The sequence below is a fragment of the Candidatus Palauibacter irciniicola genome, from assembly GCF_965208695.1.
In the GTDB taxonomy this organism is placed as follows: domain Bacteria; phylum Gemmatimonadota; class Gemmatimonadetes; order Palauibacterales; family Palauibacteraceae; genus Palauibacter; species Palauibacter irciniicola.
In genome coordinates, this window is sequence record NZ_OZ242352.1 from 2,181,868 (window position 1) to 2,200,382 (window position 18,515).

Sequence of the window (18,515 nt, forward strand, 5' to 3'; positions counted from 1 at the left end):
CCCGCGACAGAGGAGCCTGCGTCCGCGAGGGAGCGTGAGGCGGATTGAGGTCGGTGTCTTCGCGGCGCTTCTCCTCCTCCCGGCGTCCCGGGCCTGGGCGCAGGATCCGGGCGTGACCCTGTCTCCGGAGAACGCGGTCATACGGGAAGACTCGACCGGCTCGTACACCGTCGTACTGAACACGCAGCCGACGGGGACGGTGACGATATCGGCGACTGCGGTCGATGACACCGCCGCCTGCCATGCGAACGCCGGCGCCTCGTGCAGGAACAAGGCCGGCGTGGTGACGGTCGACCCGTCGAGCCTGACGTTCACCACGACCGACTGGAACTCGCCGCAGACGGTGACCGTGACGGCGACCGATGAGGACATGGCCGGTGTCTGGAAGTTCGCGAGAGTCAAGCACGCTGCGAGCGGAGGTGGCTACGACTCCGTTTCCGTCCGGGACTTCCGCGTCGACGTGGAGGACAACGACGACAGGGGCATCGTCTACCAGACCGGCAGCCCCGGGAACCTGAGCGAGACCTCTGCCTTCGGCACCTACGAGGGCTCGACGCACAGCTACTACGTGTCCCTGCAGACGGAGCCGACCGCGACCACCACGGTCACGCTCGCCAGCGACGACGGCAGCCTGGTGGCCGTGAGCCCCACGTCGCTGACGTTCTCGCCCACGAACTGGAGCGTCGCACAACCCGTTTCGTTCAGCGTGGCCGACAACGATGTCCTGGGAGAAGACCAGGTGAGGGTGAGAATCAGGCAGACATTCACCGGCTCGGACTACGATGGATGGGGCGTCGGCGCCCGCTGGTTTAACGTCACCATCTACAACAACGATGTCGATCCCGAGACTGTAACCGAAGGAGACTCCATTGTTTACACGATCGCATTGAGCCAATACCGTCCGCACCTCATTCGTGCGGAGAGCGTGCGCGGTGCGGCGTCGATCGCGCCGGCCAGCCTGCAGGTCACCCCGGACAACTGGCAGAGTCTGGAATGGACGGTGACCGGCGTCAGCGCCGGTCAGGGGAAAATCAACTTCTGGATCGGCGACTTCCTCGTTCGATCCTTCCTGGTCAACGTGCTTCCGCCACCGACCCCCCCACCGCCCCCACCGCCCCCACCGCCCGCGATCCCCACCACGCTCACGCTGAGCGCCAACCGACGCGCGACGGAAGGCGGACGCGACGTCACGATCTCGGCGAGGCTGGACGGTCCCGCGCCCGCGGGCGGCACGCAGGTGACGCTGCGGGTCGGCGCCGAGAGCACGGCGACCCGCGGCGTGGACTACACGCTGTCGCGGACCGAGTTCACGATCGCGGAGGGCAACCGGACGGGCGCCGCGACCCTGCGCGTCATCGACGACGCGGATGACGACGACGGGGAGACCGTCTATCTCTTCGCGGACAGCCGGAACCCGGAGTTGAGCAGTCCTGGGCTCCGCATCGACATCCGGGACGATGACCTGCCCTCGGTGACCCTGTCGGCGTCGCCGAACCCAGTGCGGGAGGGGTTCCCGGTGACGGTGACGGCACGGGTGTCCACGGCCCTGTCGAGCGACGTGACGATCCCCCTCACGCTGACGCCGGGCACGGCGGACGAGGGCGACTACGGTTCGCTCTCGAGCATCGAGATCGAGGCGGGCGCGACGAGCGGGAGTGACAAGATTTCCACGACCGAGGACGAGGATACCTACTACGAGACGTTCACCGTGGCGCTGGGCGGCCTGCCGCCGTCGCTGCAGGCCGGGAACCCGAGTTCGGTCGAGGTGACGATCTGGGACACGACGCCGACGAACGAAGATCCGACCGTGACGGCCTACTGCGATCCGTGCCGGGTGGGGCCGGGCGGAGAGGTTCGGCTGACGGCGGTGGCGACGGACCCGGATGGCGACACGCTGACGTGTGTGTGGAGCGCGCAGGCGGGGAGCTTCATTGGGGCGGTAGACGGGTTCGAAGCGCGCTGGGTGGCTCCCGCCGAGCTGGGAACCGTCTGGATCAACGTCGACGTCTCGGACGGGTTGGGCGGCACGGCGTATGCCGAGGTGCCCATCGACGTGGTGAACGAGGCTCCGGCGTTCAGGGAACCGTCTTACGCGTTCGAGCTTCGCGAGAACGAGGACGGCCGCGTCCGTGCGGTGGCGCTGGGCGCGGTGGACGCGGAGGACCCGGACGGCGATGAGGTGACGTACTCGCTGGCGTCGGGCGACGCGACGCGGTTCGCGGTCGGCTCGCGGGACGGGGCGGTGTCGTACGTGGGCGCGGGCGAGGACTACGAGACGGAGCCGAACCGGTACGAGCTGACGGTGCGGGCGCGGGATCCGCACGGGGCGGCGGCCACGGTCGGGGTGACGGTCGACGTGACGAACGTGAACGAGGCTCCGGAGGCGGCCGCGGACACGGCCGCGACGAACGAGGACGAGGAGGTCAAGGTCGAGGTCCTGGCGAACGACACGGACGTGGACGGCGACGCGCTGCACGTCGAGTCGGTGTCGAAGCCGGAGCACGGGACGGCACGGATGGCGGGCGGCGGGGTGACCTACGCGCCGGAGGCGGACTGGCACGGCACGGACCAGTTCACCTACACGGCCGCCGACGGGAACGGCGGGACCGCGGTGGCGGAGGTCGTGGTTCGGGTCGCGGCGGTGAACGACGCGCCCGTGGCCGTGGCCGACACGGCGGCGACGAACGAGGACCAGCCGATCACGGTGGACGTGCTCGCGAACGACACCGACATCGACGGCGACGCGCTGCGCATCGAGTCGGTTTCCCCGCCGGCGCACGGTACGACGCGGGCCCGGGCGGACGGGGTCGCGTATGCGCCGCAGGCGGACTGGCACGGCACGGACCGATTCACCTACACGGTGGCCGACGGCAACGGCGGCAGGGCGGAAGCGGAGGTCGTGGTTCGGGTCGCGTCGGTGAACGACGCGCCCGTGGCGGTGGGTACGATCCCGAACCAGGCGCTCGACGAGGGGGGCGCGACGGCGGCGCTCGACCTGACGCCGTACTTCGAGGACGTGGAGGGGGATACGCTGACGTACACGGCCACGTCATCGGATCCGACCGTCGCTGCGGCGACCGTGGCGGGCGCGGTGCTGACCGTGACGCCCGTCGGCTACGGTTCCACAACCATCGAGGTCACGGCGCGCGATCCGGACGGGCTCTCGGCCGCGCATACGTTCGCGGTGGGCACGAACGACCGGATGGCGCGCCTGGCGCTCGACGAGACGCTGGCCGCGACGGCGCGGGCGCACCTGGCGAGCGCGCGCATGACGCTGGGCCGCCGCGTGGGACCGGGCGGCCGGGACGAGCGCTCGCGGCTCACGGTCAGGGGACGCGCCATCCCGCTGGACGAGGCGGGCGCGCGGGCGGCGGCGGAGCGGCTGCTCGCGGGGTGGACGATGTCACGCTACCTGCGCGGCGGAGGCCTCGCCGAGGCCGGACGGACGTTCGAGCAGCAGGCGGCGGAGTGGGCCGCGGCCGCCGCCGAGGGCCGCGACGGTCCTCCGGCCGGGCCCCGGGACCCCGCGGATCTGTTGGCAGCTCTGGGCGTGGGCGGCCCCGGGAACCTCCGGGGGCTTGGCGGAGGCGGCGGAGGCGGCACGGAGTTCGCGTTCGCGTGGGGCGGAAGGGAAGGCGGCCGCCCGGGCTGGCGGCTCTGGGGCCAGGGAGACATCCAGACGTTCGCGGGCGAGCCGGCCGCGGAGCGCGGCTACGAGGGCACCCTGCGGACGGGCTGGGCGGGGCTCGACCGCGCCCTCGGCGGGAGCTGGCTCGCCGGCTTGGCGGTCGCGAGGAGTAACGGCGGAAGTGACTGGCGCGCCGGCACGGCGGGCGGCCGTCTCGAGACGTCGCTGACGGCCGTGCATCCCTACCTGCGCTGGTCGGACGGAACCACTTCGGTGTGGGCGATGGCGGGCGGCGGATGGGGGTCGGCGGAGAACGTTCGAGCGACGGGCCGCGTGGGCACGAGCCGCCTCGACTTGGGGCTCGGGCTCCTCGAGGTCCGGCGCCGGTTCGCCGACGGGTTCGGGCTCCGGGCCGACGCGGCGTGGGCGCGGCTCGCGACCGGGGAGGGCGCGGAGACCGTCGACGACCGGCGCGCGACGGTCGAACAGCAGCGGCTGGGCATCGAGGTGAGCCCGTCGATGCGCCTCGGCGGGCTGGCGCTCGAAGTGTTCGGCGAGGCGAGCGGCCGGCGCGACGGCGGCGCGGGCCAGACGGGCAGAGGACTCGAGGTGGCCGGCGGACTCCGGGCGGCGGGCGGCCCCGTTCGCCTCGACGCGCAGGGCCGGATCCTGGTACTCCACTCCGCCCGGGGCTACGAGGAGCGCGGCCTGGCCGTCACCCTGACCGTCGGCCGCCCGTCGGACGAGGAAGGACTCTCGCTCTCCGTCTCGCCGCGCTGGGGCGGCCCCGCCACCGCGTCCGGAGCGCTGTGGCAGGAGCAGCTCGCCGGATCACGCGGCCCGACCGGCCCCGCATCCGCCGCGCCGTGGTCGCTCGACGCGCGCGCCCGCTGGGCCCTCCGCCTGCCGGGCGGCCGGCTCCTCGCCTGGTCCGGCGCGCTCGACCGCTCCGCCGGGGGCTGGGGCCTGACCATCAGCGGCGGCATCGAACCCCGCGGCCTCGTCTCCCCGCGATCCGGAGACGCCGCGACGCAACCGGGCAGCCCCTGCGGTTAGCCCGCCGGTGCTCCTTCCGCCGTCGCGAGCGCCACGCCTTCCTCCTCGTCCACCCGCAGCAGGAGCAGGAACCCGGCGGCGAGAAACACGAGGATGGAGGCGATGGCCCACCTGTGGCTGCCCGTGGCGCCCAGGATGAGCCCGTAGGAGAGCGGCCCGGCCGCGGCGGAAAGGCGGCCCGAGAAGGCGTAGAAGCCGAACAGTTCGCCCTGCTTGCTCTCGGGCACGAACGAACCGAGGAGGGCGCGGCTCCCCGCCTGGTTCGGCCCGACCATCAGCCCCAGGAGTATGGCCGCGGCCCAGAACATCGGGAGGTCCCGCGCGGACCATGCCATGGCGATCGCCACCATCAGCAGCACGAGCGTCACGGCGATCGTGCGCTTCCCGCCGATCCGGTCCTGCACGAATCCGAAGCCGATCGCGCTCGCGCCGGCCGTCAGGTTCACGACGATGCCGAGGATGAGGAGGTCCGCCGTCTCCATCCCGAACTCGGCCCCGGCGAAGATCGCCGCCATGGCGAAGGCGGTCGCGAGCCCGTCGTTGTAGACGAGACGCGCCACGAGGAGGCGGACGGCCTGGCGATAGCGCCTCAGGTCCCGGGCCGTGTCGGCGATGCGGCCGAAGCCCATGCGCACGTAGGTACCGAGCGACGCGCGGCGGCGGGGCTGCCGCTCCCGAAGGAACAGAAAGACCGGAATCGAGAACACGAGGAGCCAGCCGGCGGCGAGGAGGTTCGTGGACCGCACGTTCAGCCCCCCGTCCTCCGGCAGCCAGCCGCTGACCATGCCCAGCGCCGGAACGAGGCAGAGGAGGCCGCCGAAGTACCCGAGGCCCCAGCCCAGCCCGGATATCCGTCCCATGTTCTCCCGGGTCGAGATTTCGGGCAGGAACGCGTTGGCGAGCGACTGCATCGACTCGTAGGCCACGCTGGCCCCGATGAACACGAGCGCGGCGATCCATGCATCGCCCGGCCCCATGCCGAAGAGGCCCGCCGTCAGAACGACGCAGATCATGGTCGCGATGAGCAGAAACCGCTTCTTGAGGCCGCCGAAGTCCCCCATCGCGCCGATCACCGGCATGATGAGCGCCGTCGTGACCGCGGAGACCGTGACCGCGCGCGTCCACCAGACGCCCCCCAGCACGTCGTCGGGGGCGATCGACCGCGCGAACCAGGCCGAGAAGATGAACGTCACGACGATCGTCCCGAAGGCCGAGTGGGCGAAGTCATACATCGCCCATGAGACGATCTCCCGGCGCGCTACGGGCGGGGTCTGTGGGGTCGAGTTCACTCGCGGCGGCCTTTCGAATCTGGCGGGGGCCCGTTTCGAGGGCTCAAGGGTATCACGGAAAGTCCGCGTAACGCGACCCGTCCGGCCGCGCCCTCCCGCCTCTCCGGGCGGCGGGAACGCGGCGCCGCCGGTTTGTCGCGAACGCGCGGCGCGGGGTAGGTTTGCGGGAGAGTCGCCGTCGAAGCCGGCGTTCGCGGCGACGTTCCCATATGAGGCACACAAGACGGAAGATCCACATGTCTGAACATACGGCTGCGAACAAGGGATCCCATGTCAGCGAGGCCGAGGCCCGGAAGGTCGCCGAGGCCGCCCGCGAGACGGACTGGACGGGGCGAACCTTCGTCCGGAACCTCTTTCTCGGGAAGCTCCGGCTCGACGCGATCCACCCCTATCCGGACCCGGACGACTTCATCTCCGACCGCGCCCGCGCGTGGACCGAGGACCTGCGGATCTTCCTCCGCGACGAGGTGGACTCGGACGGCATCGACCGGGACGGCAAGATCCCGCCCGAGGTGGTGCGGGCGCTCGCGGAGCGCGGCGCGTTCGGCATCAAGGTGCCGCAGAAGTACGGCGGGCTCGGATTCAACCAGACGGAGTACGCGAACGCGATGCGCGTGGTGGGTTCCGTGGACGGCAACGTCGTCGCCCTCCTCTCGGCGCATCAGTCGATCGGCGTGGGGCAGCCGCTCAAGATGTTCGGCACCGAGGCGCAGAAGGAGGCGTACTTCCCGCGGCTCGCGAAGGGGGCGGTCAGCGCCTTCGCGCTCACCGAAAACGACGTGGGTTCGGACCCCGCCCGGCTCACGACCTCCGCCGAGCGCACGGAGGACGGGTCCGCCTTCATCCTGAACGGCGAGAAGCTGTGGTGCACGAACGGCACCCTGGCCGAACTCTACGTCGTGATGGCGCGCCACCCGGACACGGGGCGCATCTCCGCCTTCATCGTCGAGCGGGACTGGCCGGGCGTCGAGATCGTGCGGCGCTGCCACTTCATGGGGCTGAAGGCGCTCGAGAACGGGATCATCCGCTTCACCGACGTCCGCGTGCCGGCCGAGAACCTGCTCTGGAAGGAAGGGAGCGGACTCAAGCTCGCCCTCATCACGTTGAACACGGGACGCCTGACGATCCCGGCCTCGTCGGTGGGCGGGGCGCAGACCGCGCTCGAGGCGTGCCGGCGCTGGTGCGCGGAGCGCATCCAGTGGGGCGTGCCGGTCGGCAAGCACGAGACGATCGCGCACTACCTGACGTCGATCGCGACGCGGACGTACGCCATGTCCGCGATCGCCGACCTCACGCAGTCGATGGCGGACCGGGGCGGCTACGACATCCGGCTCGAGGCCGCGATGGCGAAGCTCTGGAACACGGAAACGGGATGGCAACTCGTCGACGACGCGCTGCAGGTGCGGGGCGGGCGCGGCTACGAGACGGCCGATTCGCTGACGGCGCGGGGCGAGGAACCCGTCGCCGTCGAGCGCTGGCTGCGGGACTTCCGGATCAACCGGATCTTCGAGGGGTCGAGCGAGATCCTGCGCCTGTTCATGGCGCGCGAGGCCGTGGACCGGCACCTCCAGATCGCCGGCGACCTCGTCGACCCGCGGCTCGGCCTCGGCGCGAAGCTCAAGGCCCTGCCGAAGGCCGCGTGGTTCTACGCCACCTGGTATCCGACGACGTGGATCGGCTGGAGCCTGCCGCCGCGCTTCGCGAGCCACGGGCGGCTGGCGAAGCACCTGCGCTTTGTCGAGCGCAACAGCCGCAAGCTCGCGCGCACGATCTTCCACCTCATGCTCCGCCACGGGCCGAAGCTCGAGCGGCGCCAGGGACTGCTCTTCCGCGTCATCGACATCGGCGCGGAACTGTTCGCGATCTCGGCCGCCGTCACGAGAGCGGACATGCTGCGCCGGCGCGCGGGGGATGAGGCCCGCGACGAGGCCCGGGAGGCCGTCGCGTCTCGCCGATTCGTTCGCCGTCGAGTCACGCCGACGCGTGGGCGAACTCTTCCGCCGCATCCGCTCGAACCACGACGTGGCGGACTACCGCATCGCCCAGGACATCATGGCGGGCCGCTTCGAGTGGATGGAGCGCGACATCGTCGGCCTCCAGAAGGCCGCGCTCGAAGCCTGGCAGGGCACGGCGCCGGATCGACCGTCCGAGCCAGGTTCCGACGCGGCCCCGTCGGAACCCTTCACGGAGCCTCGAGCGGATGTCCGCCCGGCGGGCGCCAGGGCGGAGGTCGTCTAGCAGCCGCGATTCGGTATTCGCGAGCCTTCTCGCTCAACCCGCGCTCGATCGCTTCGGCGTCGTCGAGCCCCCGCTCGCGGGCATAGCGGCGCACGTCCTCGCTGATCTTCATGGCGCAGAACTTCGGGCCGCACATCGAGCAGAAGTGGGCGATCTTCGCGCCCTCCGCCGGAAGCGTCTCGTCGTGGAAGGCGCGCGCGGTCACCGGGTCGAGCGAGAGGTTGAACTGGTCCTCCCACCGGAACTCGAAGCGCGCCTTCGAGATCGCGTCGTCCCACGCCTGCGCGCCCGGGTGTCCGCGCGCGAGGTCCGCCGCGTGCGCGGCGATCCGGTAGGCGATGACGCCGGCCTTCACGTCGTCGCGGTCGGGGAGTCCGAGGTGCTCCTTGGGCGTCACGTAGCACAGCATCGCGGTTCCGTGCCAGCCGATCGTCGCCGCGCCGATCGCGCTCGTGATGTGGTCGTAGCCGGGCGCGATGTCCGTCGTCAGCGGCCCGAGCGTGTAGAAGGGCGCCTCGTCGCACCACTCGAGCTGCCGCTCCATGTTCTCGCGGATCAGGTGCATGGGCACGTGCCCCGGGCCCTCGTTCATGACCTGCACGTCGTATTCCCACGCGATCCGCGTCAACTCGCCCTGCGTGCGCAGTTCGGCGAACTGCGCCTCGTCGTTGGCGTCGGCGATCGACCCCGGCCGCAGCCCGTCTCCCAGCGACAGGGACACGTCGTACTCGCGCACGATCTCGCACAGCTCGCGGAAGTGCGTGTAGAGGAAGTTCTCCCGGTGGTGGGCCATGCTCCACTTGGCGATGATCGATCCGCCGCGGCTCACGATCCCCGTCACGCGCTCCGCCGTGAGCGGTACGTACCGGAGCAGCAGCCCGGCGTGCACGGTGAAGTAGTCCACCCCCTGCTCGCACTGCTCGATGATCGTGTCCCGGTAGATGTCCCACGTGAGTTCCTCCGGGACGCCGCCCACCTTCTCCAGCGCCTGGTAGATGGGCACGGTGCCGATGGGGACGGGGGAGTTGCGGAGGATCCACTCCCGCGTGGCGTGGATGTTCCGGCCCGTGGAGAGGTCCATGACGGTGTCGGCGCCCCACAGGGTGGCCCAGCGGAGCTTCTCCACCTCTTCCTCGATGGACGACGTGACGGCCGAGTTCCCGATGTTGGCGTTGATCTTCACCTTGAAGCCGCGGCCGATGATCATCGGCTCCAACTCCGGGTGGTTGATGTTGGCGGGGATGATGGCGCGGCCGCGCGCCACCTCGTCGCGCACGAAGGACGGGTCCATGCCCTCCCGCACGGCGATGAACACCATCTCGGGCGTGATCTCGCCCCGGCGCGCGTAGTGCATCTGGGTGACGGGGCCGTTCCCCCGCCGCGTCTCGCGGACGAGCGTCGCGGGCAGGTCCATGGCGTCGTCCCGCCGCCCGCGGACCACCGTGGCGGAGCGCCCGGTCTCTCGCACGTGGCGGGCACGGACCCAGGCGTCGCGGAGGAGCGGCAGGCCGTGCCGCACGTCGCACCCGCCCGGACCGCTGGTGTCGTAGACGCGCAGGGGCGGCTCGCCGCCGGAGAGCGCGATCTCCCGCACGGGGACGCGAAGGCCGCCGGGGCCATCCACAAAGACTCTGGTGGAGTTGGGGAAGGCGCCTTCGTACGGAGCCGAAGTGGCGAGGGCAGGGTCCGGATCGATCATGACCGGCGTCGTTTTCTCCGGCACACCCGCGTCGTCGCCGGACGGGGGATGGTCGACGCCGGGCGGGGACGCTACCCCGCGCGGGCCGCGCTCCCTACGCCGGTATGAGCCGGATCAGGTTCATGGGGTACGCTCTCAATCCCGCGAAATCGGGATGCCCCCGGCGACCGCCGGAAAGATAGGCGTCACTGGTCCGCTTTGCCCACCGTGCCCAGGGCTCCGACGATCAACTCCCCCATCCGCGCCGTCGACACCGGCGCCCGGCCCCCGTCGGCGTGGAGATCGACGGTGCCGTATCCGTCCTCGAGCACGCGGTTCACGGCGGCCCGCACGGCGCCCTCCTCGTCCGGCAGCGCGAACGTGAGGTCGAGCATCATCGCGACGGAGAGGATCGCGCCGACGGGGTTCGCGATCCCCCGCCCCGCGATGTCCGGCGCCGCACCGTGGACCGGCTCATAGAGACCGATGTCGCCGCCCACACTCGCCGACGGCAGCATGCCGAGGCTCCCGACCAGCACCGCCGCCTCGTCGCTCAGAATGTCGCCGAACAGGTTGCTGGTCAGCAGGACGTCGAACTGGCGCGGATCACGGATCAACTGCATCGCGCAATTGTCCACGAGCATGCTGGAAAATTCGATATCCGGATAGTCGCGGGATACTCCTTCGGCGATTCGGCGCCAGAAGATCGACGACTCCAGGACATTCGCCTTGTCTATCGACGTCACTTTCCTCCGCCGCGTGCGCGCGAGTTCGAACGCCGACACGGAGATCCGCCGAATCTCCTCCTCCGTATAGATCTCGGTGTCGAAGGCGACGCCGTCCTCGATCCCGCGGGGACGTCCGTAATAGATGCCGCCGAGCAGTTCACGTACGACGACGAGATCCACGCCGCGGACGCGCTCCGGCCGGAGGGGAGATCGCGCCACGAGCGCCTCGGGCACGGAAACGGGGCGGAGATTCGCGTGATTCCCGAGCAACCGCCGCAGATCCAGCAGCCCTCTGGAGGCGTCGACCTCCGTCCCGTGCGCGGAGCGCACCGCGAGTCCCACCGCTCCCACGAGCACGGCGTCGACCTCGACGGCGAGCGCCCGCGTGTCCTCCGGCAGAGGATCTCCGAACCGCTCGAGCGCGCCGTCGCCGATGGGAGCCTCGACGATGTCGAAGCGGTGGCCGTAGACCTCGCCGACGGCCTCCAGCACGCGTCGCGCCTCGCGGAGGACCTCGGGGCCGATGCCATCGCCGGGCAGGAACAGGACACGCCCGGCCATCGTGCTAGCCGAAACCTCCGCCGAATCTCTCCACGAACGTGCGCTCGCGGTCGGTGAGGGCGGACCATCCCGCGGCCTTGAGCTTGTCGGCGATGCGCTCGTATTCGGCCCGGTTCACGGGATGAAGGGCGGTCGGCTCGATGCGTCCCCACTTCACGTTCAACTCCCGTTCCCCCATGCGGACGCCGGGACTCTCGGCCTTCTTCTGGAACTGCGCCGCGGCGGAGCGCGTGGCCCGCCACCTCAGGTAGAGCCAGCCGCCGAGGAACCCGCCCAGGTGCGCGAAGTGCGCCACGCCGCCGCCGACGCCGCCCAGGCCCAGCCACAGGGAGAGCAAGGTGAAGCCGATCACGAGGAAGCGGACCTGCACCGGGATGACGAACCAGATCATCACCCGGTCGCGTGGCCAGTAGCGCGCGTAGCCGAAGAGCACGCCGTACACGGCCGCCGAAGCCCCGACCATCGGAATGTACAGGGTGCCCTGCGACATCGTGGGGACCGTCCACAGGATGTGGACGAGCGCTCCAACAATCCCGGCCAGCAGGTACAGCCTGAGGAAACTCTTCGACCCGAGCAGCGACTCGAGCTTCGGCCCGAAGAAGAAGAGCGCGAGCATGTTGAAGAAGATGTGGGACACGCCGCCATGCAGGAACTGGTAGGTGATGAGCGTCCAGGGCCGGGTCAGAACCTGGGCGGGGACGAGCCACAGCTCCGACATCAGGACGGGGTTCGTGCGCGTGAACACGTAGGCGACGACGTTGATGAGGAGCAGTTGGCCGACGACCCGGGTCATGCGTGCGCGCGCTCCGTCAGCCCCGTCATCTCCGTCATCATCTCCGTGAACTGCCCGGCGAGCGCGGGGCCGACGCCCGCGTCCTCGTGCTTGAAGAAGGCGTAGACCCGGCCCCAGCCCGAGGCGCGCAGCCGCTCGGCCCAGGCCTCCAGCTCCTGCGTGGAGTACGCGCTCCGCCGCAGCCGGAGGTAGGTCCAGTCCGCCGTCTCGACGAAGGGCGCGTCGTCTCCGTCGTCCGTCTCGGCGAGGCAGAGGGCGGAGTTCCGGGCCCGGAGGATGTCGAACACCACCTCGTCGAACCACGAGGCGTGCCGGAACTCGAAGGCCGACGTGCCGGGGTTCGGAAGCTGGTCCACGAAACGCGCGAGCCGTTCATCGTCCCGCTTGAAGTTGGGCGGAAGCTGGTACAGGATGACGCCCGCACGATCCGCCATCACCGACGCCGTCTGCACGAGATACTCCGTCTCCTCTTCCGCGTTCTGCAATCGCTTGAAGTGCGTGATGCGGCGCGACGCCTTGAGCGCGAAGCGGAATCCGTCGGGCACCGCCTCGGCCCAGTTCTCGAGCACGCTCTCGCGCGGCATGCGGTAGAAGGTGTTGTTGATCTCGACGGCCTGAAGCCGGCGCCCGTAGAAGGACAACATCTCCTTGTTGGGGAGATCCTCCGGGTAGAAGCTGCCTTTCCACGCGGGATAGCTGTAGCCGCTCGTGCCGATCCAGACCTGCATGGGCCGGATGATACGGTCCCGTCGGCGGCGGGCCAACGCACCCCGGTGGCGCCTGCGTGGTACATTGGCCGCGCGCAACTTCGGCTGCGAAGCGACGTACTACGGTTGCGAAGCGACGTGCGAACAACGAAGGGACGGACCGTGGCGAGCGGAAACGGGACAAACGGGGGCGGCACGCTCCTGCTGGGAACGACGAAGGGCGCCTTCCTGGCGCGGCCGCGCGACGGCGGCGGAGAGGGAGACGGGGGCTGGGAGCTGGACGGCCCCCACTTCCCGGGAGAGGAAGTCTACGCGATGGCGTACGACGACCGGGGCGGCCGGTCGCGGCTGTGGGCGGCGCCGCACAGTCCCTTCTGGGGGACGACGCTGCGCTTCTCCGACGACTTCGGCGCGAGCTGGTCGGGAAAGGCCGAGCGTTCGGTCAGGTTTCCCGAGGACTCCGGGCTTTCCCTCAAACGCGTCTGGCAGATCCAGCCGGGGTCGGCCCGCGAACCGGATGTGATCCGGCTGGGCGTGGAGCCCGCCTGCCTGTTCATCTCGCACGATGCGGGCGAGGAGTGGGAGGCGGTGGAGGGGCTGCTGAACCACCCGCACCGGGAGCGGTGGGTGGGTGGGGCCGGCGGGCTCTGCCTGCACACCATCGTCACGGACGGCGAGCCGGGCGGGCGGGCGACGATCGCCATCTCGGCGGCGGGGGCGTACCGCAGCGACGACGGCGGCGCGACCTGGGCCGCGCGCAACAAGGGGGTGCGCGCGGAGTTCCTGCCGGACAAGCACCCGGAGTTCGGCCAGTGCGTGCACAAGATCGTGCACCATCCGTCGAATCCGGGGCGGCTCTTCCTGCAGAACCACTGGGGACTGTACCGGAGCGACGACTGGGGCGATTCGTGGACGGACATCGCCAACGGCGTGCCGTCCGATTTCGGCTTCGCGATGGCGATGCACCCGGGCGATGCCGACACGGTCTACATCGTGCCGCTCGAATCGGACGGCTTCCGGTGTACGCCCGAGGCGAAGCTGCGCGTCTACCGGACCCGGGACGGCGGCGCGAGCTGGGAGGCGCTCACCGAGGGGCTTCCGCAGCGGAACGCGTACGAAACCGTGCTCCGCGACGCGCTGGACACGCTCGCCCCCGGGCAGGTGTTCTTCGGCACCCGCAGCGGCAAGGTGTACGCCTCCGGCGACGACGGGACGACGTGGGGGCTGGTGTGCGAGGGTCTCCCGCCGGTGGTCTGCGTGAAGGCGTGCGCGGCCGGGCGAGGCTGATGCCCGACGGGACGCAGACCGGCGCGACGCCGGGCGCCGGCCTCGTGCGCGTGACGCTGCCCGCCGCGCTGACGGAGTTCACGGGCGGGCGCTCCAAGGTCGACGTCCCCGGCGCACCAGCCCCGGTCGGGGAGATCCTGGCCGGACTCGGCGCCGCCCACCCCGGCGTCCACGACCGCCTGATCACGGAGCGGGGCCGCCTGCGGCCCCATGTGAACATCTTCGTGGACGGCGAGAACATCCGCTTCCTCAGCGGCCTGGACACCCCCGTGCCGGACGGCGCCGAAGTCGTCGTCCTCCCCGCCGTCAGCGGCGGCTGACCCGGCGTCAGGCGTCGATGTCGAGGAGGACTTTGCCGAAGGATTGGTTCGACTCGACGTAGCGGTGGGCCTCGGCGGCTTCGGCGAGGGGGAAGACGCGGTCGATGACCGGGCGCAGGTGGGACGGGTCGGCCTCCGGGGCCGTGAAGCCGGGGAGGAAGCGGGTCGCGAACATCTCCGTGAGGTGTGCTTTCTCGGCCTTCGAGCGGGCGCGGAGGACGGTGCCGACGACGGTCGCGCGCTTCCCCATGAGGGTGCGCAGGTTGGCCTCGACTTTCATGCCGCCCATGACGCCGACGATGACGAGGCGGCCGAGGGTGGCGAGGCTGGCCATGTTCGCCTCCCAGTACGGGGCGCCGACGGTGTCGAGGATGACGTCGGCGCCGGCCCGGTCGGTGTGTCGCGCGACCGCGTCGGCGAAGGAGCCGGCCCGGCGGTCGACGGCGAGGTCGTGCGGCAGCCCGGCTGCGCGGATGCGGTCGAGCTTGGCCGCCGACGCCGTGGCGATGATCGCGCCCGCCCCGCTCGCGCGGGCCAGTTGCAGGGCGGCCGTTCCCACGCCGCCGCCGGCCGTGTGCACGAGCACGGTCTCGCCGGGGCGCAGACGGCCGCGCTCGATGAGGGCGTCCGCCGCCGTGAGGAAGACTTCCGCGATCGCTCCCGCCTCGGTCCAGTTCAGCGTCGGCGGGACGGGCAGGAGCTGCCCGGCCGGCACCGCGACGCGCTCGGCGTATCCGCCGCCGCCCAGAATGCCCATCACGCGGTCGCCCTCGGACCAGCCGGAGACGCCGGCCCCGACCGCCTCGATCTCGCCGGCGAACTCGAGTCCCGGGATGTCCGGCGGGGCGTCCGGCGGCGCCGGATAGCGCCCCAGCCGCTGCAGAAGATCGGCCCGGTTGATTCCCGCGCAGCGCACGCGCACCCGCACCTCGCCGGCCCCGGCGACCGGATCGTCCCTCTCGACGAGTTCGAGCACCTCCGGCCCGCCGGGCTCCCGGATGCGGATCGCCTTCATGCGGAGGCCGCCCCGAAGGCGCGCCGCGCGGCGTCCAGCCGCTCGGGCGTCCCGATGTCGTACCACGCCGCGCCCGTCGCGTCGAACACGCCGACGTGCTCCCCATCTCCGATCCAGTCCATGTACGAATCCATGATCGAGAAGACGCCTCCTTCCGCGTAGCGTTCGAACACCCGCGCCGACAACGCGTGGATGCCGCAGAAACCGTACTCCCGGGCTTCGTCCGCGCTCGACGGCTCGCGCGCCACGACCTCCCACCCCTCCGTCCGGTTCGCGCGCCCGTACACGCCGCGGCCGTCGACCAGGAGTGGCCTCGACGTCTCCCGCTCGGCGATCGCGAGCGTGGCCAACCGCCCGTCCCGCGCCTCGCCCTCCAGGTGCGCGCGGTACAGCGCGGCGAGATCGACCTCGGTCACGACGTCGCAGTTGTGGAGCAGGAAGGGGTCCCGCGCCTCAAACAGCGACCGGGCGTGGAAGAGTCCGCCGCTCGTGTCCAGGGGCGCGGGCGACTCCTCGTCTTCCCGGGACACGAACACCGGGATGCCCAGCGACGACGCTTCGGCCCACGCCGCCACCTGCTCGGCGAGATAGTGCGCGTTCACGATCAGGCGGTGCGCTCCCGCCGCGACGAGGTTCCCCGCGACGTGCTCCAGCAGCGGGACGCCGCCGAAGTCGACGAGCGCCTTGGGCGTCGCGTCCGTCAGCGGCCGCAGGCGGCGTCCCCGGCCGGCGGCGAAGATCATCGCCTCCAAGCGTCCGCCCCTGTCCTCCGGCTCAAGCAGCCCCTGGCCACGGCTCAGACCGGCGCGGGACGGCGCGGCCAGTCCGCCGATTCCCGGTGCGTGATCTCCACGCGCACGTCCGGGAAGCGCACGCTGAGGTGCTGGCGCAGCCGCTCCGCCATGTACACCGAGCGGTGCTGTCCCCCCGTGCACCCGAAATTCACGCTCAGGCTGTGGAACCCGCGGTCGAGATAGTTCGCGATGTGCGCGTCCACGATCCCCCGCACTCGTTCCCAGAACTCCTGCGCTTCCGGCCGGGCCGCGATGAAGGCGATCGTCTCCTCGTCGAGACCCGTGAGGTCGCGGTACGCCTCCTCCCGGCCCGGGTTCGGGAGCCCCCGGCAGTCGAACACGTACCCACCGCCGTGCCCCGAGGTGTCCGCCGGATATCCGCCGGGATACCGGAAGCTCGAGACCGTCACCTCCAGCCCTCTCTCGACCGCCGACGGCTCCGCCTTGCGGCCCCAGCGCTCGACGATCGCGCGCAGCGCCCCCTCGAGTTCGGGGATGTCCACGGGCAGACCCGCCTCGAGCAACCCCCGCAGGTTCTCCGCCGCGTAGGGCACGCTCTGCAGGAAGCGCGGCTTGCGCTCGAAGAACCCCCGGTATCCGTAGGCCCCGAGCGCCTGCAACAGTCGCACGAGGACATACCCGGGCCAGAGTTCGAGAAACTCGTCGCGCCGCGCGACCCCGTGCGACTCGAGGACGCCGATGTAGTGATCGAGCAGCGCCTCCCGGTGCCGGCGCGCGAGGTTCGCCTTCGAGTCGTAGAGAAGCGACGCCACGTCGTACTGCAGCGCCCCGCGCCGTCCGCCCTGGTAGTCGATGAACCAGGGCTCCGGACCCTCCGCCCCCTGCCGCACCATCACGTTGCGGGACTGGAGGTCGCGATACAGGAACCAGGACCGGTCGCCGGCGAGCAGGTGGCGCGCGAGCCGCGAGAAGTCGCGCTCCAGGTGCGCCTCGTTGAACGGGATGTGCGCGAGCTTCAGGAAGTGGTACTTGAAGTAGTTGAGGTCCCAGAGGATGGACTGCCGGTCGAACGCCGCCCGGGGATAGGCCCGGCGGAAGTCGATCCGCCTCCCTCCCTCGACCTGGAAGCGCGGCAGAACCTCGAGCACCTGCCGGTAGAGGGGGAGGACGGCGTCGGGGAAGGCGTCCGATCCCGGGTCGCGCGCCTCCTTGATCGCATCGAAGAGGGTCGTGTCGCCGAGATCCTCGAGGAGCCACACGCCGGACTTCTCGTCCGCCCCGTACACCTCCGGCACGGGCAGTCCGAGTTCGCGCAGCGTGCGGGAGTACGAGAGGAAGGCCCGGTTCTCCATCGGGTCGGGCCCGTGGGCGCCCACGGCGGACGCCCCGTCCGGGGCGGTGAGGCGCCAGTAGCTGCGGGCGGAGCCGTCCGCGTCGACCGGACGGATGTCCACCGGCGGTTCGCCGTGCCACTCGATGAAGAGCGCCGACGCGAGGTCGACCAGGGCCTTGCCGGGAATCATCAGCCGGCCGGAATCGCGGGTCCGCTGCCCGGCCAGGCGCTGAGCGCGCCCACGAGATCCTCGAGGCGCGCGATGCCGTTCGCCGTCAGGTACTTCGAGATCCCCTCGTGGACATCCACCGCCGCGCCCGGATCGACGAACGAAGCCGTCCCGACCTGGACGAGACAGGCGCCGGCGAGGATGTACTGCAACGCGTCCTCGGCGTTGCGGATGCCCCCGATGCCCATGATCGGAAGTCCGCACGTCTGCCGCGCCCGCCACGTGGCGTAGACGCCCATGGGGAGAATCGCGGGGCCGCTCACGCCGCCCGACCGGTTGCCGATCAGCGGTTCGCGCCGGGCGATGTCGACGACCATCCCGGGGAAGGTGTTGATCGCGCTCAGACCGTCGGCCCCCGCCTCCTCGCAGATGCGGGCGAAGTCGCCCACGTCGGGGACGTTGGGGGTGAGCTTGATCACGAGCGGCCGCTCCGTGCAGGCGCGAAGCCGCGCCACGAGGTCGGACAGCGCCCGCTCGTCGGTGCCGAACATCGTGCCGCCCTTCACGTTCGGACAGGAGACGTTGATCTCGTACCCGAGGAAGCCGTCCTCTTCGTCGAGTCCGCGCACGACGGCGGCGAAATCCTCCGCCGAGTGCCCGACGACGTTCACGAACACCTGCGCGCGGCGGAGGTGCTCGCGCAGCCAGGGGAGCTTCTCCGCGATGAAGCCGTGCAGGCCGGGGTTCTCGAGGCCGATCGCGTTGATCATCCCGCCGGGCGTCTCCGCGACGCGGTGCGGCGGGTTCCCGGGGCGGGGCTCGAGGCTCACCGCCTTCGTGACGAGCCCTCCGATCTCATCGAGGGGGATGAGATCCGCGTATTCCTGCCCGTAACCGCACGTGCCGGAGGCCAGGAGCACGGGACTCGGGAACTCCGCCCCGAACACGCGCTGGACGA

Annotated in this window: 12 protein-coding genes, 1 pseudogene and 1 riboswitch; of the genes and pseudogenes, 4 read left to right on the forward strand and 9 right to left on the reverse strand. The window is 70.9% G+C overall.

Annotation, left to right across the window (positions count from 1 at the left end; genetic code table 11):
* Positions 1-34 precede the first annotated feature (34 nt).
* Positions 35-4,684, forward strand: a complete 4,650-nt coding sequence (locus tag ACOGI9_RS09530; RefSeq protein ID WP_419856899.1) for an Ig-like domain-containing protein — start codon at positions 35-37, stop codon at positions 4,682-4,684.
* On the opposite strand, the gene ACOGI9_RS09535 is transcribed toward ACOGI9_RS09530, so the two are convergent.
* The gene (locus ACOGI9_RS09535) at positions 4,681-5,916 is read right to left on the reverse strand and encodes an MFS transporter (RefSeq protein WP_419856900.1); all 1,236 of its coding nucleotides are present in this window, start codon (positions 5,914-5,916) and stop codon (positions 4,681-4,683) included. The two genes, ACOGI9_RS09530 and ACOGI9_RS09535, sit on opposite strands and share 4 nt — an antisense overlap.
* A gap of 293 nt (positions 5,917-6,209) precedes the next feature.
* On the opposite strand from ACOGI9_RS09535, the pseudogene ACOGI9_RS09540 reads away from it, so the two are divergent.
* Positions 6,210-7,463: pseudogene (locus tag ACOGI9_RS09540) on the forward strand (acyl-CoA dehydrogenase family protein); the annotation flags it as partial.
* Positions 7,464-8,155: 692 nt separating this feature from the next.
* Here ACOGI9_RS09540 and thiC read toward each other — a convergent pair.
* The 4 genes from thiC to ACOGI9_RS09560 form a co-directional block, all read right to left on the reverse strand.
* Entirely contained in the window at positions 8,156-9,910 is a 1,755-nt protein-coding gene (gene thiC / locus ACOGI9_RS09545; protein ID WP_419856901.1) for a phosphomethylpyrimidine synthase ThiC, read from the reverse strand.
* A 73-nt stretch (positions 9,911-9,983) separates the two neighbouring features.
* Positions 9,984-10,082, reverse strand: a riboswitch (TPP riboswitch).
* 13 nt (positions 10,083-10,095) lie between these two features.
* Positions 10,096-11,178 (reverse strand): 3-isopropylmalate dehydrogenase, encoded by a 1,083-nt coding sequence (leuB, locus tag ACOGI9_RS09550; protein WP_419856902.1) that lies wholly within the window; start codon positions 11,176-11,178, stop codon positions 10,096-10,098.
* A gap of 4 nt (positions 11,179-11,182) precedes the next feature.
* Positions 11,183-11,971 carry a rhomboid family intramembrane serine protease gene (locus tag ACOGI9_RS09555; protein WP_419856903.1) on the reverse strand — a complete coding sequence of 263 codons (789 nt, stop codon included), beginning with the start codon at positions 11,969-11,971 and terminating at the stop codon, positions 11,183-11,185.
* Positions 11,968-12,699 (reverse strand): DUF72 domain-containing protein, encoded by a 732-nt coding sequence (locus tag ACOGI9_RS09560; RefSeq protein WP_419856904.1) that lies wholly within the window; start codon positions 12,697-12,699, stop codon positions 11,968-11,970. The genes ACOGI9_RS09555 and ACOGI9_RS09560 overlap by 4 nt, the downstream gene beginning before the upstream one ends.
* A gap of 117 nt (positions 12,700-12,816) precedes the next feature.
* Here ACOGI9_RS09560 and ACOGI9_RS09565 point away from each other — a divergent pair, with 117 nt between their 5' ends.
* A complete protein-coding gene (locus tag ACOGI9_RS09565) occupies positions 12,817-13,965 on the forward strand; it encodes a WD40/YVTN/BNR-like repeat-containing protein (RefSeq protein WP_419856905.1) in 1,149 nt (382 codons plus the stop codon).
* Entirely contained in the window at positions 13,965-14,285 is a 321-nt protein-coding gene (locus tag ACOGI9_RS09570; protein WP_419856906.1) for a ubiquitin-like small modifier protein 1, read from the forward strand. Before ACOGI9_RS09565 ends, ACOGI9_RS09570 begins: the two co-directional genes overlap by 1 nt.
* A 7-nt stretch (positions 14,286-14,292) precedes the next feature.
* Here the strand turns inward: ACOGI9_RS09570 and ACOGI9_RS09575 are convergent, their stop codons facing one another.
* The 4 genes from ACOGI9_RS09575 to ACOGI9_RS09590 are packed head-to-tail and all read right to left on the reverse strand — an operon-like array spanning position 14,293 to position 18,504.
* Entirely contained in the window at positions 14,293-15,300 is a 1,008-nt protein-coding gene (locus ACOGI9_RS09575; RefSeq protein WP_419856907.1) for an NAD(P)H-quinone oxidoreductase, read from the reverse strand.
* The gene (locus tag ACOGI9_RS09580; RefSeq protein ID WP_419859272.1) at positions 15,297-16,043 is read right to left on the reverse strand and encodes a nucleotidyltransferase family protein; all 747 of its coding nucleotides are present in this window, start codon (positions 16,041-16,043) and stop codon (positions 15,297-15,299) included. The genes ACOGI9_RS09575 and ACOGI9_RS09580 overlap by 4 nt, the downstream gene beginning before the upstream one ends.
* 53 nt (positions 16,044-16,096) lie before the next feature.
* On the reverse strand, positions 16,097-17,578 hold the full coding sequence (locus tag ACOGI9_RS09585; protein WP_419856908.1) for a RapZ C-terminal domain-containing protein: 1,482 nt from the start codon (positions 17,576-17,578) through the stop codon (positions 16,097-16,099).
* Positions 17,578-18,504 (reverse strand): dihydroorotate dehydrogenase, encoded by a 927-nt coding sequence (locus ACOGI9_RS09590; RefSeq protein WP_419856909.1) that lies wholly within the window; start codon positions 18,502-18,504, stop codon positions 17,578-17,580. Before ACOGI9_RS09590 ends, ACOGI9_RS09585 begins: the two co-directional genes overlap by 1 nt.
* Between the last annotated feature and the right edge of the window lie 11 nt (positions 18,505-18,515).

What these genes read in the sequence shown, in the direction of transcription:
- ACOGI9_RS09560 (WP_419856904.1), bottom strand. Translation starts at nt 12,699, where the DNA reads ATGCAGGTCTGGATCGGCACGAGCGGCTACAGCTATCCCGCGTGGAAA.
- ACOGI9_RS09555 (WP_419856903.1), bottom strand. Translation starts at nt 11,971, where the DNA reads ATGACCCGGGTCGTCGGCCAACTGCTCCTCATCAACGTCGTCGCCTAC.
- ACOGI9_RS09570 (WP_419856906.1), top strand. Translation starts at nt 13,965, where the DNA reads ATGCCCGACGGGACGCAGACCGGCGCGACGCCGGGCGCCGGCCTCGTG.
- ACOGI9_RS09575 (WP_419856907.1), bottom strand. Translation starts at nt 15,300, where the DNA reads ATGAAGGCGATCCGCATCCGGGAGCCCGGCGGGCCGGAGGTGCTCGAA.
- leuB (WP_419856902.1), bottom strand. Translation starts at nt 11,178, where the DNA reads ATGGCCGGGCGTGTCCTGTTCCTGCCCGGCGATGGCATCGGCCCCGAG.
- thiC (WP_419856901.1), bottom strand. Translation starts at nt 9,910, where the DNA reads ATGATCGATCCGGACCCTGCCCTCGCCACTTCGGCTCCGTACGAAGGC.
- ACOGI9_RS09585 (WP_419856908.1), bottom strand. Translation starts at nt 17,578, where the DNA reads ATGATTCCCGGCAAGGCCCTGGTCGACCTCGCGTCGGCGCTCTTCATC.
- ACOGI9_RS09580 (WP_419859272.1), bottom strand. Translation starts at nt 16,043, where the DNA reads ATGATCTTCGCCGCCGGCCGGGGACGCCGCCTGCGGCCGCTGACGGAC.
- ACOGI9_RS09535 (WP_419856900.1), bottom strand. Translation starts at nt 5,916, where the DNA reads ATGTATGACTTCGCCCACTCGGCCTTCGGGACGATCGTCGTGACGTTC.